Consider the following 15289-nt stretch of genomic DNA (forward strand, 5'->3'; position numbering starts at 1 on the left):
CCGTAAATCGAAATCCCCATAGCCAACCTCGTGGCCCGCGGGTTCCTGCATGAGAGGCTTTCGTACGCCTGCCGGCACCCGAAACCCTTCACCATGGCGGACGTAGAGAGCACCTTGGCTAATTCCTAAAAGCCGCCGTTCGGCCAAAACAGAATTGGTGTTTGAAGCGGGATGGGATGCCGACTGGTGTTAATGGCTGGCCTGTCGATAGAACAGATGGTGTAGATCAAACGGGGGCGGAATCCGTCGACAGCATTGCGCCCCCGTTCCGGTCTCTAACCGAACTTTGATATTCCTGAAAACTACCGTTCAAATTTGACAGGCGCACCTTCGACGAAGCTGGCCATCAGTCGTTCGGCCAACAAATCAAGCAGTAACTGAGCGCCAGTAGGCGGTCCTGGGTCGAGATGCGGGAACGCAGCAGCTCATGAGACTCGTGGGTCACGCAAGTAAGACTCAGTGCTTTTGTCACTACAGAGGCTTGTTGCCCGCCAGCGAACCTGTCTATGGTGCGGTGGGGGCTACTCTTGCAAACACAGCATTACACATCTTGGGCGGATGTCGATCTCGCCGACCTTCTTGGTGCCTTCCGAAAGGCTAAGGCCGACTGCTTTTTTGAACGTTCGATCTATTGCGCTGAGCCCTTTTCCACCTACGAGCAAAACATATTCGCCAACCTCGAGAACCTGCTGGAAGATCTCCACGCGGGCCGCGCCGCGGATGTTTTCGCGCGGTCACTGGGTCATCCACGGATTTTCGCCAAGGGCTTGGGCGCGAAGCCACGGCGGAATAGTACGCCTCAGTGCTTCTTCTCTGACTCTGATCGCGCATTTGAGCGGCTGCATGTGAGCCACGAACTCACCCCAGAATTTCGACTGGTGGGCTCCTTCGACGTTGAGATGCACGTGTTGTCGGGACTTTGGATAAACCTCATAGGGCACAAGTATGACCAGCGCCTGCGCGGTCATGCTTTCGGCTCGCGCGTCCGACGCTTTGGCCATACCGAACTCAGGAATAGGCCTAGTGGCGACTACCAATACGACGCAGTCGGGTCTTTCGAGCCTTACTTCCAACCCTACCGTGAGTGGCGAGATCGCGGGATTGGCGCAATCCGATCCGCCCTCGACGAGGGTGAAGCGGTCGTCGCTCTGACGTTGGATTTCTCCTCATACTACCACAACGTGGACCCTTCGTTTGTCGCCAACGTAGACTTCCTGTCCACCATTGGGCTTGAACTATCTCCCTGGGAAATCGAGTTCACTGAAGCGCTCGTTGCCGCATTAAAGGCTTGGGGAGCCGATGCCGCACGCTTCATAGGCATGGCGGCCGGCGGTTCCCAGGGCCAAGTGGGCGGGATGCCCATCGGTCTAGCCGCAGTGCGCATCATCACTAACGTGCTGCTCTACGCATTCGACGAACGTATTCTGGATGCCTTGGCGCCGGTCTACTATGGTCGATACGTCGACGACGTCTTCCTGGTTATCCGCGATTCGGGCCGGATTCGCAGCACGAACGAGCTGTGGGAATTCATTCGCCAGCGAGCCGGTGACATCTTCCTGCAAGAGACCACACCGGGTGAGGTCGAGGTTGTGCTGCCGGGTGGCTACCAGGGGCGCTCGCGGCTCATGCTTAAGCAGGAGAAACAAAAGGTCTTCTTCCTGCGCGGCCAGTCGGGCCGCGACTTGCTGAACAACATAGCCCACCAGGTGAACACGTTGTCGAGCGAGCGCCGGCTCATGCCCTTGGCGGAAGATATGGACAACATGGCGTCCGCGCGAGCTCTCGCTGCAGCTAGCGGCACAGCCGAAGAGCCCGACTCCCTACGACGTGCCGACGGCCTAACCTTGCGTAGGTTGGGATGGGCGCTGCAACTGAGATCCGCTGAGATCTTGGCACGCGACCTCGACCGCAATGCTTGGACTGCGGAACGCAAGCGCTTTTACGAGTTCGCCTGTGCGCATATTCTGCGACCGGACAAGATCCTTGAGCATGTCGATGGCCTCGCACGATTGATGTCACTTGCTGTGTCATTGGATGATTGGTCCGGGGCAGCCAAACTGTATCGCACTGCCACAAACGCGCTCGCGACGCTCCAGAGCAAGCTCCAAAAGAGCAAGTTTCAACCTGGCCAGTGTAAGATAAATGGTCAAACGCGACGGCTGAGCAGTCGCATATGGGGGGGCTTGACCGATTGGGTGCAAGGAGCTTGTGGTGAAGCAGTCCTGCGATCCGTCCCCTATGATCAGCGTCGACTACTCCGACTGCCGCGTGCAGCGCGTGACCTCTTGGCAGACCTAGGCATCATGCACCGACCTGAGGCCCTGTTCCAAACCGTGCGAGAGTTGCGGGAGACTGATTGGGCAAAGCGTCCATATCGGGAGCATCTGCGGCTTGACGCAGACCGTGAGCGCCCAGCCATCGAGGGGGAGTACCTCCTGCCGGACCTCTTTCATCACCACGAGAAACTCTCTGAGTTTTTGGGCAGATCTCGCCGCCCAGAACGGAAGGCGGGCGTGTGGCGGGTGAACCCAGGCGCACTAGAGTCGGCACCAGTGCAAGCGGCATCGATGCTTCCCTACATTTTGGCAACACGGCCGTACAGCGCTCAGGACATCGCCCTCTACCGTCCAGAGGAATGCGTGTTCGGCGACGGCGAGATGCCGGCCGCCCAGGCTTGGGCACTCTATTGTCGTGCAGTTCGTGGCACTCCACAGGCCGCGCCGGACACCCCCGGAGACGCGCCGCCCCCGGGTCAGATCGATCTTGGAGGGTCTTCTCCAACCGGGACCATTCGACTGGGAATTACCAGCCTCGAGACCAGTCAAGAGACGTGGGCACTCGCTGCGGAAGGACGACCCGACCGCTCAGCGCAACGCTACACACGGTTGGCCACTATCATAAACCTCGCGGTGCAGGCGAAGCCGCGGCCAACTCACCTCCTCCTGCCTGAGTTGAGCGTTCCGGAGGCTTGGCTAGAAACTATTGGCGCCGTTCTGCTTGAGGCAGGCGTTAGCTTGATCGCAGGACTTGATTACAATCTTCAGGGTCGCGACCGGATATCTAGTTCCGCTGCCCTCATCCTACAGGACGAGCGCCTTGGCTTCAAATCGGCCGTGCAGATACGCCAACCCAAGCTCGAAGGAGCGCCGGCTGAGGCTGAGCACCTTCTTCAGTCCTATGGCCGCACATGGGTGGACTGGGGGGCGAAACACAAGCACCCGGTCTATGTGCATGCGGGTATCCACTTCGGCGTGCTGATTTGCTCTGAGCTCCAGAACATCGACCACCGCCGCGACTTCCAAGGGGACGTGGATCTGCTGGCCGTGCTGTCCTGGAACAAGGACCTTGAGACTTTCTCGGCACTCGTTGAGGCGGCAAGTCTTGATGTGCATGCGTACGTGGCACTGGTAAACAACCGAGCGTTCGGAGACAGCCGAGTGCGTGCACCACGAAAAGACTCCTTTGCCCGCGACCTGTGCCGGATTCGCGGAGGAAAGAACGATCACTTAGTGGTAGTCGAAATCAACCCAGCAGCACTTCGGGCTCAGCAGAGTCGCGTTCACCGCTGGCCAAGGTCGGACGACCGGTATAAACCCGCTCCAGAAGGCTTCAAGATTTCAGCCGGACGGAAAACCACGCCAAGCTGACGGTTAGGGTTTGTAGATGCTGTCCCCTAAGCTAAGTCAATGAAGCTATGCCCATACACACCGTGATCGTCGATGGACCTCTCGCCGTGCGGATGCGCCGGCTCGATGCCGCACGACAGGGTGCGACTGGCCGGCAGGTTCTGACTGTTCCGCTCCTCGCCTCGCGACTCGCCGGCGGCTTTTTGGCGCCGGCGTCCCAGGAGTTTCTGTACCCCGCCATTAGGCTGGCCCTAGAAGCGGGCGGCTTTGAGGATATCGGTGGCGTTGCGACCCTGCCCGGTATGCCTGCCGCCGTCCTTGCGGCTTTGTACGATTGGTGGGATGCAGGCGTTCCAGAACGCCTGCCCAACAATGCCCGCCTTCGGGATTTCGCCCTGCTAGAAGGGCGGGTACGGGCCGCATTGCCATCGGGAATGCTGGCGCCGCCTGATTTGGTGGACGCAGCAGCGAGGCGCCTTCGCTTGGCACCCAGATTAGTTGGGCCCGTCACCATCGAGGACGTCCCGGACATCAAGCCAGTCTGGCGTCCGCTCGTCGCACAGCTCTCCCAAGTCGTGCCAGTGCGCTGGATTTCGGCCGCGCAAAGCAAGCGAAGCTGGTTCACCGGAATGGTCGTGTCTCGTTCCGAAGGCAAATCGGCGCTCGTATCAGCCGACCTCTGCGCCGATCCGAGGAGCGAAGCGCGGGAAGCCCTACGCTGGGCGCGCTCCCGTATCGCCGACGCGGGCGTTGCACCCGAAGACATAGCCATCGCAACGGCCTCGCCCTGGGCCTGGGACGACACCCTCCTCGTTCTGGCGCGTGAGGCCGGACTGCCGCTGCATTTTACGCATGGGGTGCCGGCACTTTCCACCCGAGAGGGTCAAGCCTGCGCCTCACTCGCCGACATCATGCTGCGTGGGGTTTCCCAGGAGCGCGTGCGCCTCCTGTTTGCGCGGTTGCCGGCGCTGCGCGAGCGGCTTCCTGCTGATTGGGCGCAAGGCCTGCGACGCGGGGCCGGGCTCACTACCCCTGAATTGTGGCGCCACGCCCTCAGCCATGCCCGTGCCGAGCGAAAGGACGGCGACGTGGTCGAGCGCGTGCTGCTTCCGATCCTCGACTTGCTCGCCGAAGGGATCTCAGTTGCCAAGCAAGCTGGAACCCGGCTGTTGCGAGGACGGTCGTTGGCTTTGTGGGAGGATGCCCTGCGCATGGCGCCACCTCAGGCGATCGAGTTGTCGCTCCAGGCATTGCGGGTCAGCGATGGGGGGGAGCCTGGCAACTCTATCGTCTGGGGACCCGCTCGGCACTTGGCCGCCGCTCCCCGCAAACACGTCCGCCTCATCGGTCTCGACGCGAACTCGTGGCCTCGGAGGTCGCTCGGCGAAGCGCTGTTGCCCGATCACGTCCTCGAAGGTCTGCGACTTCCCTCGTCAGACATAACTGACCAAGACCGAATGGCTCACGACATCCTCGTAGGCCAGTCCGTCGAATACACACTTTCCCGAGCGGACAGAGGCGCCTCCGGCGCACGCCAGGGGCGGAGCATCCTATGGAGGCCGGACCTGGAGCGGATCGTGGGCAGGAGCGCCATCCCCCGTCACGCCTTCAGCGCAAGCGACCGCCTTTATGCCCGGCCACCTGACGCCGGCAAGCAGCCGCAAATCCGCTCCAGCCGGGCGTGTTGGAAGGCCTGGAGTGATGGCGACCGCCATACCGCCCACGATGGCTTGGTTCGTCCCGAGCATCCCCTGATCGCCGTCGCGCTGTCGGACGTACAGTCGACGACTTCTCTTCGCCGCATGCTCTGCGACCCGCTCGGATTCGTCTGGGAGTACGCCTTACATTGGCGTCAGCCTAGCCTCGATCCGCAACCACTCGCCCTCGACCCGCGATCATTCGGAGAGCTGGTACACGCCCTCATCGCTGGAGTCCTTCGAGACGGGGCCCCGCGCACGGCAGACGGAATCGACATAGCGTTGACAGACGAGGCAAAACGACTGGCGGCGGTTTGGCCGATATCCAGGGCCGTGCCTCCTGGGGTGCTTTGGCGCCATACGATTACGCTGGCCAGCGAGCGGGCTGCCCGCGGACTGAAGGAGGCGTTGGGCGAACCACGAGGTAAGACTTGGACGGAGCTTGTGTTCGGGGAGACAGTCGAGGGCCCACACCCATGGACGACCCTTGAGCCAGTGCAGATAGGCGGCAGCGGGGTGAGGTTCCGCGGTCGGATCGATCGGTTGGACGAAGACGTTGCAATGGGAGCAGCATCGATCACCGACTTCAAGGCGGGAGAGGCTCCGCGCCGAAAAAGGCCACTGATTTTCGATCGCGGTAGGGAGCTTCAACGGGTCTTCTACGCTATGGCGGTAAGCCATCTCCTGCCGGACGTCCGCAACCTTGAGTCGCGCCTCGTGTATCTTAAGAATGAGCCGGCTGTCGCATTCGGCCTCGCCAATGACGCGCTGGCAACTGCGATAGAACAAGCCATTTCGTTTACGGCGGCAGGCGCCGAGGTTCAGCATAGCGGACGCATCGCTCCCGGCCCTGAGCCGGAGTTCTTCGACCCCTTGTCGATCGCTCTTCCCGCCGATGCAGAATCTTACCGGCGCCTCAAGCAGCGTCAGTTCGCACAAGCCAACAGCCCGCTTGCCAAGCTCTGGAGCAGCGCGTGATCGTGCCAGACCGTGACGCCCGAAGACTGGCGCTCACAGACCTCACGTCCAACATGCTCGTTGAGGCGGCGGCTGGGACGGGTAAAACGTCGCTGATGGCCGCACGCGTCGCGATGATGATCGCGTCTGGGACCGAACCTTCTTGCATCGCAGCAATCACCTTTACCGAGGCGGCGGCCAGCGAACTCGCGGCGAGGATTCGCTGGACGGTGGGCGAACTTCGCGCAGGGCGTGTGCCGCCGGCGCTTTCAAGCGTACTCAATGCGCCATTTTCCGACGATGGGCTCGCGCGTCTTGAAGCGGCGGCGCCGCGGCTGGACGAGGTCACTTCGACGACGATTCACGGGTTTTGCCAACTCATCCTTCGGGCTCATGGTTTGGCGGCCAGTCTCGATCCTGGGTCCCGCGTCGTCGACGCTCACATGGCCGACGCGATGTTCGACGAAGTCCTGTCCGATTGGTTGAAAGCCAAGCTGGCGGACGGCGCAGCCGCCCATGGGCCAATCACTACAATGGCCAAGGACGATCCGCTCGGCGTGGTAGAGCGTCTTCGCGAACTCGCGATCCTGCGTCGAGATCATCGAAATGCCACAACCCCTTCACCCGACCTCTCGCTCCGTCCCGACCTGACTTTTGCGGAAGCAGTCGCATCATTCTCCCGGTGGCATGCCGCCGGCCCGGGAGAGAGGGACACCGCGGATCGTATCACGGACCTCGAACAGCTCGCCGCATTCTACGACGGCTCCCTTGAGAAGGCAGGATTCGATAAACTCTGGCGTCTCACGCGACCACCGCAAGTGGACGCGATGCGGCCGAAGTCTATTGACCTTCAGCGCTACGATAGGGCTGAAGCCTGGAAGAATCTCCTGGGCGAGACCGAGGGGCTTCGCCGCGCCAATGAGGCGGCTGCGCAATCCGACCGCGCCGATGACGCGTACCGCGTGCTGATCGGCTCGATCGCGCAGCAGTTGGTGCACGAACTCGCCTCGCTGTTGGGTGAGGTCGTCGACGCCTACGACATGCGCAAGCGTGAGGCGGCAGTCCTCGACTTTGACGACCTGCTCAGCCAAGCTCGCTCGCTCGTCTGCGAGCACCCTGACGTGCGCGACGCGCTCGCGCGACGGTATCCCCACCTTCTGGTCGATGAGTTCCAGGACACAGACCCAATCCAAGCCGAACTTGTGTTCTGCATCGCGGCCGCCGGGCAACCGACCCAGTGGACGACAGCACAGCTCCGGCCTGGTGCCCTTTTTCTCGTTGGCGACCCAAAACAAGCGATCTATCGGTTTCGCGGCGCCGACGTGGAAGCGTACGTGTTGGCAAAATCCGTCATCGCCGCCAGCGGTAAGGTGCTTACCATCACGGCAAATTTCAGGTCCCGTGCAGGGGTGATCGACCACGTAAACGAGGTATTCCGCGAAGTGCTCGCTGCGGACGGGCAGCCTGGCTTCGTCCCGTTGGCAGCAACCCTTAATCCGCCTCCGCTGCCCTTCCCCGCTGCCGCCAAGCTCACGATTGAGGTTCCTCGCGATGCACGAGCAGACGAGCAGCGCGACGCCGAGGCGGAAGCAGTAGCCGACCTATGCGCCCGGTTGATCGGCGCACTCACGATCGTTGGGGCGGACGATGTCGAAAGGCTCCTTCGCGCAAGCGACATCGCCTTGCTGGCCCCCACTCACACCGATCTGTGGCGCTACGAACGTGCCCTTGAACGCAAGCAGATCGCCGTCGCGTCGCAGGCTGGCAACGCCCTTTTCCGGCGGCAGGAGTTGCAGGATCTGCTCGTCTTGGTTCGAGCCCTCTCCGACCCCCTGGACACCCTTGCGTTCGGCGCTCTCATGCGCGGACCCATCGTCGGACTAAGCGACGAGGAATTGCTCGATGTCACCGCGGTCCTCGAGGCGGACGCCGACGGGCGGCGCAGATTCCAGCTTCGAACTGCTCTATCGGCAGTAAAGCATGCCCTCGCCCGGGACATGCTTGAGAAGCTCCAGAGCCTGCACCGCCTGTCGGCCGAGCTTACCCCAATGCAACTGCTTGCCTACGCGATCGAGCGTCTGAACCTCCGGGTTGTGATGGCCGCCCGGCATGGGCACCGCAATGCCCGTGCCCTCGCGAACCTGGATGCAATCGTCGAGCTGGCTCGGCCTTACGGCGTGTCCGGTCTCCGGGCGTTCGCGCTCGACCTCCAGCGGGGATGGGAAAAGAAGCGCCGCCATCCTGAGGGGCGGGTGGATGTCTCTGAAGACTCTGTCGAGATCGTAACCATGCACAGTGCTAAAGGGTTGGAGTGGCCTGTGGTGATCCCGGTCAACTCGTCGACCCGATTCAGGCCCCAGGACCAGTTTGTTTACCGGCAGTCTGACGACACAATCCACTGGGTAATCGAAGGGATCGAGACACCAGACCTGGCCGCCGCCCGCAGAGAAGAGGAATTCCGCGAGGCACGTCAGCGTGAGAGGGTGTGGTATGTAGCCACAACGCGTGCCCGCGACCTGCTGATAATTCCCAACCTTCCGGGAGCGTCGTCTTACTCGTGGTCGCACGTGATGAATCTCGGACAGCAGCGCCTGCCTGAGGTCAAATTAGATGCCCTACCTGTCCCCGTGGCAAAGTCTGCTAACCTGACGGTGAACGCTCAGACAGAAGCGATCTTCGCAGGTGAGCGCGACCGCATCGCGGCTACGTCTGCCCCTATCGTCTGGGATCGCCCGAGCGATCGCGACTCGGATCGCGGTCCTGACATGGCGGACGGGTTCGTCGAGGACCAAGCATCAATCGGTGAGCCGATAGTGGGTGCCGGCGCGTTGAGGGGTACCGTTCTGCATAAGCTTATGGAGGAGCTTCTGGACGGGGACCTGCCTCCCAACCCCAAGGAGATCGCTAAGCGGGCGGCAGTGCTGCTGGACCAGTTGCAGTCCTTCAAGGAACATGACCCAGGAATTGCGCCGCCGGATGCGACCGAGATGGCCGCGACCGCGATGCGTACGCTGGCCTTGCCCGAACTGGCCCCTTTCTTAGGGCGCTTTGTGCCTGAGCTACCAGTGTGGGAGGCGAGACCGCCTCACTTCTTGGCCGGTCGGGCCGACGCGGTGGTCATGGAGGGTGACCGGATCATTCTCGTCGTCGACTGGAAGTCCGACGTGCACCCGGAACTAGACGCCCAAGCAGCTTACGCCGCGCAACTGAGGGATTACCTCCGCGTGACCGGGGCCGAGCGTGGGGCCGTCGTCTACATGTCATCCGGGCAGGTCTCATGGGTGGAGCCCAGCAGGGATCTCACCACAGCAGGTTGAGGAGCGGCGATCACCAGAAGCTCGCCGAGGAAGCGAGCTTTTGGAACTCACGGCGGGGGTTCGTTACCTGCGCTCGCTTGACTTTCGCCTCCAGCCGCATGCGGCGGGCCGGCCAACTGTCTACCCTCCGTGTGGAAAGCAAACGTCTCAGTCCTTGGCGACTAGGACCCGCCCACATAATGAACGTCCGCTATCACAGCTAGCGCAGTCGCCAAAAGCTGTCTGTCGGCACACGGCCCCACACCGGTCGTTCCGTTGCTCCGGCTTAATGGACGCTTCTGGCGCTACAGCGACCTTCGCCAAGCGATACGGATACGTGCTGCATCTTCACACCAACCCCACCCTGAAATCCTCCAGAACCTGAGCCAGCCCTCGCGCGCCGAGAAGGGTCACAACACGCCTCGCTTGAAGCTTCGGTACCGCGCGATCGTAAATGGCAAGATTGGTCGCCTCGTTAAGGCGCGAGGGATAAATGATCCCGTCGGGCGCGGATGGGTGCTCGTGAAACGCCAGTGACCACCGGCGTGCCAGGTTCTGGCGCTGTGCCCGAACGACATCGGTCGGCACACCCATGCGAACGGCATTGTCGCCTCTGAGATCGACCAGGCGTAGGTCTGTCGTGGTCGCGATCTCCGCATAGCGCCGCTGGGTCAGTTCCACCTCCTCTATGGGAAGATCGTCAAGGATTCCTTCGCGGCGATCGCGGAGCACGGTCTCGAGGAAGCACACCTTCAGGGAGTCACCGACGTAAAGAACGCCAAACCGGTTGGCGTCAAGACGGCGTCGAGGATCGCTGAATCGGCTCGGCGACTTCCCGTATCCCAACGGATCGGGATAGGTGCTCCAGTAGATCCGACCGAACGTCCGACCCCGCGGTATGGTCTCGATTTCGAGCTTTGCGCGCCCGAAATCGGCTGGAGGTGGAACGCCGGGCATTCAGTCGAAATCGCCCCTGGCCAGGCCTTCCGCCGCAGCCAACACCAAGGCGTCATCGCCTTGCTGAAGGGCTCGAAGGCCGGTCCGGCCATCGAGGGCGCCATGCCGCGACACCAGAAACCGATAGACGGCCCAGGCACTGTTGCCCAACATGGCATGCAGCGCCGGCAATGTCCCGAACGGTCGGCCGTCCCTGTCGAGTTGCCAGACAGGAAAGCGGAATCCGCGCTTGGCGCCATCTATCCCGAGCACCTGCCCGCTTTGCCGCTTGGCGTTGACCGTCACGCGCGACGTGCCGAGCAGCTTGGCAAAGGCATCCGCGCTCAGCATGTCCTTGCCGGCGACAATTTCGGCAACACGCTTGCGGCCACGCACGCGCGCTGTGGCAAGCGCCGCCTCGAGTTCGGCATCGGGCTTGCCCGTATCCTCGACGGGAAAGGTATCGACCGGTTGCTCTTCGACTGGCGTGATCGTCTGCGCATCGGACGCCGGATCGACCTCTACTCGGAACGAGACACGGTGGCCGATCTTGCGGCTGCGTGCTATCGCTTCCTGATAGCGTTCGAGCAGCACCTTCTTGAAGTCTGCCTGTGCCGGCAGCTTCGTGGTGAAGCTCAGGGCGGCGACTCCCGCAGGGGACGCGGCACCGCTATGATTGCTGCGTTTTGGAGCGGCCATGATGAGAACCTCTTGCTGTCACCAATATGGCTACAGAACGCAAGTTCGTCAAGTTCGATAATTTCGTAAAGTATGTGGAGAATGCTGCGGACTAAACAATTCCCCACGCCCGAAACCGCCCCCTGCCCGTCATCTCGCGCAGACCAAGCTCACCGACCATGTTGAGCGCTCCCTGTTTTGTCACCTTTAGCCTGTCCTGGATCATGCCCGCCGAAACGAGCGGCCGCGACATGACGAGCTCGACCAGGCCGGGCAATTTCGAGCTGGCGCGGCGTTCGCGCAGCCGCCGCTCCATCTGGCTTTTCGCCATCGTCAGCCGATCGTGCTCCTTCAGGCCAGCCAGCGCTGCGTCGTGGATTCCATCGAGGCAGGCGAGCAGCCGATCGCCGCGATTACGCGCTCGCCTCCGCTCGCGCGGAATGTTTTTCGCGCCGAGATGAATGCAAGTGAGATGGTGGGCGGCGAGTCCTTCCTGTCGCAGCAGTGCCGCGACAAGCAGCGGCCCGAGCCACGTGGCATGCTGCAGCACCTCGATATCCGACCAGGCCTCGAGCAGGATCGCCGCGCGCATCACGACCGGCAACTCCCGCGTGTCGGCGAGCACGGCCTGCCATTCAGCCAGCCGTTCTTCCTCATTCCAGTCGAGATCGTAAATCAGGTCCGGCCGGTCGTCCGGGCGCGCCGCTTTCGCCGGCACGTCGGCGCCGCTCAGAACCTTCGACGAGCGCGCCAGGACAGCATCGATCTCGGCAAATTCTTCGGCCAGGAGATCGTCCTCAGCGTCATCGCGATCGTCGGCTTCCACAGAGGCAGTTTTAGCCCCCTCCCTGTCCCGGCTTTTTTGGCCCGCCGCCGGCATGGCGCCGCCGCGACCGGTCAGCGCCAAAAAACCGTCGCGACTGAGCGCCCAGTCCGGCTTTTGCGCAAAAATCCGCCGGCGGGTTCGCAGCACCGCGTGCGCGCGAGTCAACTCGTGGGTCGGTGTGCGGATGTCCATGTGGGCGTCGTGCAGCACGAGGTCCTCGAGGTGGACGAGTTCGCCCTCGAGCCAGAGCGCGGAAGCCGCGTCGGCAAAATGCTGGCGCTCGACAAAGCCGTCGCGGACCTGCGAACGGGCCAGGCGCTCGTCGAGGCGCGCCAAAGCCGCGGTCGCGCGGGCAAGCGGCCCGATCAGGGTTTCCAGGGGCAGTTTGTCGAGCGTGTAAGCCATTGTTTTCATGATGGCTGATTCGCGTTGGTCAAGCTAGTGAGGGTATCACTGGACTTACGTCGTGTTTCATCAGGAGAAAAATCACTATCGATAATGACCCCATATCGGGACTGTACAGCACCACGCCCTGGGCGGTCAGGAGACTAGAAAACGTTGATTTTCAGGCTCATCAAAGCCGTTGGAGCTACGCAAAGGGCCACTAGAGACGTTTACAAACGATCGTTTGTCGATATCTTCGGAGTTTGTACAAACACCTCTTTTACATGTTGAGAGACGCCGCAAATGGCCCGTGAAACGCAAGATCGACGCTCCGGACGACCAAGAGGCCGGCAAATCGGCTACGCGCGCGTGTCGACGGACGAACAAGCGACGGAAGCGCAGGAGATTGAGCTGCGATCGGCCGGCTGCGACGTCGTCGTTCAGGAACATGGATCCGGTGCGTCGAGAGCTCGCCCGGTCCTACTGCGGTTGATGAGCGACATCGGCGCCGGCGATGTCCTGGTCGTCGTGCGTCTCGATCGCCTTGCGCGCTCGGTCAGCCACCTTCTTCAGGTGATCGAGGATCTGACTGAGAAGGGCGCGCATTTCCGATCTCTCCGAGATCCAATCGACACGTCGACGCCACAGGGCATGTTTTCGCTACAGGTACTCGGCGCCGTTGCCCAGCTCGAGCGTGCACTGATTTCGGAGCGAACCAAGGCCGGCATCATCGCTGCACGATCCAAGGGGCGACTGCCAGGCAATCCTGGTATCCGGGAGCGCAGGCCCGAAGCCCTGGCGAAAATGACCGCGATACAAAAGGCGGCTTATGGCCGACGGCTACAATCAACTATGAACCAATGGCTTCCGACGGTCCGACGGATGCGACCAGACCACAACTGGGACGACATCGCTCGGGTCCTGAAGCAGCGCGGCCTCGACTGGACGCCTGAACGACTGCGGCGGGCAGTGAGGTGGCTCGTCACCGAGCACCTGGCCGAATCCACACTGCTAAAGCGGGCGTCTCCTCTGCCTCCCGAAGATCGCCTGATGACTCTTGTGGCAGGGATTTCGCAATCTAACCCAGACCTGTCGCTCCGCGACATCGCTGGCCAGCTCGAGCGCCTGCATGAGCGAACCCCACGAGGAAGCGCAAAATGGTCTGCTTCCTCAGTCAAGAACCTACTCGATCGAGCCCGTCGGCTTGGGCTCGTCGCCGATCTACCCGCGAGTTGACCGTCATCCCGCTGCAGAACAGTCCTCAGTTTACAGTCTGTGGCTGACGCTCGACATTCCCGAGCCGCTTGTACGCGGCCCAGGCATCAGCTGGAACAGCGCTGCCGGCCCGCGTCAGCCAAGCCGCTCGATCGGTTTCGGCGAGTGAGTTCCACCACACCATTCCGGCGGTTTCATTGGGCGTCGGTTCCTGGTCGTGTTGGTTTTTCATGCTTTCGATGCTCTCATAAGACGCTCGTCCCGACAAGCGCTGCAGCCACCGTCCACGGATCGAAACCCGCCCGGCTGATCATGATCCGCGCCCTGGCTTGTCGAGGCTGCGGCGCAACGCATCGCTGATTTCCAGCCGGGATTCGGTGCGCACAACCTTGCCTGCCGCCTCCAAATCGACGGCGGCGGCTTCAGCTCCGGTTCCGGTCGTCTTCGACGCGTCAAGCTTGGCCCGCAACAAGGCCATCACCATCGGCCAGACCGAGAACTTTCCGACCTTTGCTCGATCTGTCAGGCTGCGCAAATAGCCGCCGGCGCTGTTGATCTGGTCCTGCCGATGGTAGATCGCGGCAATGGTAATCGCCGCCTGCTGCTCACCCATTGCCGTTCGCGCTTCCTCCCAGGCGCTCGGGCTGACGCCCATGGACGGTCGGGCAACCTCGGCCGCGGCCAGAAATTCACGCCAGTTGCGGATTCCGCCGCCGCCCTTCACGAGCCAAAGCATGTTCGGGCAGGCATCCAGCACGATCCCTAGCGGCAGTTCGCGCTTCGGTAGGCTCCGTACGTTGTCGGTATCCGCAACGTTGCCGCCCGCTTCATCTTTATTTCCTGAGCCAGTTTCAGATTCAAATTTAGAGTCTGGTTTTGAATTCTGTATGTGGCGCCCGTTTTGGGACTCATTGGCGTCCACTTTCTGTGTTTTTACAAATGATTCCAATGCTTCACGCACTTCAGCCCAAAGGCCTTCAAGTTCTTCGGCAATCACCTCGAGAGTCTGCCTAGGTGCAGTGCGTGGTATCTGACCAACAATCGCCTGGTAGGCCTGCTGAACCCTGCCCCAGTTCGCCGGCACGCCTTCCTCAATGCCGGTGTCGATCATCTTGACGATATCACGTCGGCATATGGTTAGCCGCTCCTTAACGAGACGAAATGCCTTCTTCTCAGATCTGACCGCATCCGCAAGATCCTTGAACTCCTCAGCGCGCGCCACGATCGGCGAGATGTCAAAGCCATAGGCTTGCTCGATCTCGCCCGCCTGCCCTTTCCGGGCGAAGCGCTTGCCGTTTGGGCTGTCCCGACGGATGATCAATCCACACTCGACCAGAACCGCCAAGTGTCGCCGTAAGGTCGTTGGGGGCATGCCATTGGCGCGGCGGATCAGCTGCTCGTTGGATGGCCATACAACCAGCTCGCTGTCGCCATAAAGCGTCGTGTCCGGATGGAACGACAACAGCGCGTCGAGAATAGCCAAAGCGCGATCAGTGGCGCCCAGAGCGATCCTGGCGTCCTTGATATCTTGGAAGACATGCCATTTTTGGACGGTCGCGTCCTTCGCCACGGCCCTTGCGGTGACTTGGCTTGAAATCATGCCAAGCGTCATCGGCCGCCGCCCAAAGGGCGTCGTTGCAATATTCGTCTCCATTTTCTTTCACCCTCGATTAG

Annotated in this window: 8 protein-coding genes; 4 read left to right on the forward strand and 4 right to left on the reverse strand. The window is 61.7% G+C overall.

Annotated features, from left to right (window positions below):
- The first annotated feature begins 527 nt into the window (after positions 1–527).
- The 3 genes from NKI38_RS09530 to NKI38_RS09540 are packed head-to-tail and all read left to right on the forward strand — an operon-like array spanning position 528 to position 9597.
- The gene (locus NKI38_RS09530; RefSeq protein ID WP_352656737.1) at positions 528–3647 is read left to right on the forward strand and encodes a hypothetical protein; all 3120 of its coding nucleotides are present in this window, start codon (positions 528–530) and stop codon (positions 3645–3647) included.
- 47 nt (positions 3648–3694) lie between these two features.
- Positions 3695–6301 carry a PD-(D/E)XK nuclease family protein gene (locus NKI38_RS09535; RefSeq protein ID WP_352656738.1) on the forward strand — a complete coding sequence of 869 codons (2607 nt, stop codon included), beginning with the start codon at positions 3695–3697 and terminating at the stop codon, positions 6299–6301.
- Entirely contained in the window at positions 6298–9597 is a 3300-nt protein-coding gene (locus NKI38_RS09540; protein ID WP_352656740.1) for a UvrD-helicase domain-containing protein, read from the forward strand. The genes NKI38_RS09535 and NKI38_RS09540 overlap by 4 nt, the downstream gene beginning before the upstream one ends.
- A 327-nt stretch (positions 9598–9924) precedes the next feature.
- Here the strand turns inward: NKI38_RS09540 and NKI38_RS09545 are convergent, their stop codons facing one another.
- From NKI38_RS09545 to NKI38_RS09555, 3 genes are all read right to left on the reverse strand, one after another.
- Complete coding sequence (locus tag NKI38_RS09545; protein ID WP_352656742.1) at positions 9925–10533, reverse strand: RES family NAD+ phosphorylase; 609 nt, start codon at positions 10531–10533, stop codon at positions 9925–9927.
- A complete protein-coding gene (locus NKI38_RS09550; protein ID WP_352656744.1) occupies positions 10534–11211 on the reverse strand; it encodes an XRE family transcriptional regulator in 678 nt (225 codons plus the stop codon).
- Positions 11212–11302: 91 nt separating this feature from the next.
- The gene (locus tag NKI38_RS09555; protein WP_352656746.1) at positions 11303–12421 is read right to left on the reverse strand and encodes an RHE_PE00001 family protein; all 1119 of its coding nucleotides are present in this window, start codon (positions 12419–12421) and stop codon (positions 11303–11305) included.
- Between the two features lie 282 nt (positions 12422–12703).
- Here NKI38_RS09555 and NKI38_RS09560 point away from each other — a divergent pair, with 282 nt between their 5' ends.
- Positions 12704–13636, forward strand: a complete 933-nt coding sequence (locus NKI38_RS09560; RefSeq protein WP_352656748.1) for a recombinase family protein — start codon at positions 12704–12706, stop codon at positions 13634–13636.
- Between the two features lie 289 nt (positions 13637–13925).
- On the opposite strand, the gene repC is transcribed toward NKI38_RS09560, so the two are convergent.
- Complete coding sequence (repC, locus tag NKI38_RS09565; RefSeq protein ID WP_352656750.1) at positions 13926–15269, reverse strand: plasmid replication protein RepC; 1344 nt, start codon at positions 15267–15269, stop codon at positions 13926–13928.
- Between the last annotated feature and the right edge of the window lie 20 nt (positions 15270–15289).

The organism is Mesorhizobium sp. M0621, from assembly GCF_040320745.1.
GTDB lineage: Bacteria > Pseudomonadota > Alphaproteobacteria > Rhizobiales > Rhizobiaceae > Mesorhizobium.